At 69.0% G+C, this 1,309-nt stretch carries 1 protein-coding gene; it reads right to left on the bottom strand.

Annotated elements, in window-relative coordinates; genetic code table 11:
- Nucleotides 1-40 precede the first annotated feature (40 nt).
- Complete coding sequence (locus tag IF43_RS0135515) at nucleotides 41-1,264, bottom strand: IS30 family transposase (protein ID WP_030211129.1); 1,224 nt, start codon at nucleotides 1,262-1,264, stop codon at nucleotides 41-43.
- Nucleotides 1,265-1,309 lie beyond the last annotated feature (45 nt).

The raw sequence follows: 1,309 nt of genomic DNA on the forward strand, positions 1-1,309 counted from the left end.
GGCGGTTTCTAGGGGTCGTTGCAACACGTGGTTGTGTGGGTCAGGCCGCGAGTAGTTTATGTAGGCGCTGGGCGGGGGTTTCCCAGTTGAGGGTTTTGCGTGGGCGGCCGTTGAGTTCGGCAGCGACGGCGTCCAGATGCTCGCGGGTGTGGGCGGTGAGGTCGGTGCCCTTGGGGAAGTACTGCCGCAGCAGGCCGTTGGTGTTCTCGTTCGAGCCGCGTTGCCAGGGGCTGGCCGGGTCGCAGAAGTAGACCGGGACGTCGGTGGCGAGGGTGAAGGAGACATGCGCGGCCATCTCGCTGCCCTGGTCCCAGGTCAGCGAGCGCACCAGGTGGCCGGGCAGGGTCTTGACTGTGGTGACCAGCGCGTCGCGGACGTGTTCGGCGCTGCGTCCGTCGGGCAGGTGCAGCAGCATGACGTAGCGGGTGGCGCGCTCGACCAGGGTCCCGATGGCGGAGGCGCCGTCCTTGCCGATGATCAGGTCGCCCTCCCAGTGGCCGGGCACCGCCCGGTCCTCCACCTCCGCGGGCCGGTCACTGATCATGATCATGGGATCTTTGAAGCGGGGCTGGCGGGAGTTCTCCTGCCGCTGGGGCATGCGGCGGGTGCGTCCGCTGCGCAGAGCGCGGGCCACCTCGCGGCGTAGTTCGCCCCGGCCCTGGATGTAGAGGGCCTGGTAGACGGTCTCGTGGACCACGTGCATCTCGGGCCGGTCGGGGAAGGTCATCCGTAGAGCCTGGCAGATCTGCTGCGGGCTCCACCGCTGGCCCAGGCCGGCCTGGATGAAGTCCCGCAGCTCAGGGTTCTGGCGGATCTTGGACGGTTTGGGGCGACGGCGGCGGGCATCGGCGCGGGCCTGGGCGGCGTAGGGCCGGTAGTACCACCGGCCGCGGGCGTCGACGGAGCGGTTGCGGCGGATCTCCCGGCTGACCGTGGAGGGACTACGGCCCAACTCGGCCGCGATGGCACGCACCGAGGCCTTCTCCCGCACCCGGTCCGCGATGTAGATCCGCTCTCCCTCGTGCAGATACCGGGACACCCCCGCGGGCGGCACCACGGGTCGATGCGCAGGCCCCGCCTTCCGCTTAACCTGCGGGCTGCGACCGTGGCGCCAGCGACGCCCGGTCTTCTCATTGACGCCCACGATCTGACACGCGTGCTCGTTACTCAAGCCCTGCTGCATGAGCCGGAAGTATGTCTCCCGCTCACGCACCAGCTTCTTCGGCCCCTGCGCCGTCCGGATCTCCCGGATCTTGAAGTCCATCGCATCCCCTGAGCTGGGGTGTTGCGACGACCACTAGAACGGAAG

It is taken from the genome of Streptomyces sp. NRRL S-87 (assembly GCF_000719335.1).
Classification (GTDB): Bacteria; Actinomycetota; Actinomycetes; order Streptomycetales; family Streptomycetaceae; genus Streptomyces.

Coding starts and splice junctions, on each gene's coding strand:
- IF43_RS0135515 (WP_030211129.1), bottom strand. CDS start 1,264: ATGGACTTCAAGATCCGGGAGATCCGGACGGCGCAGGGGCCGAAGAAG.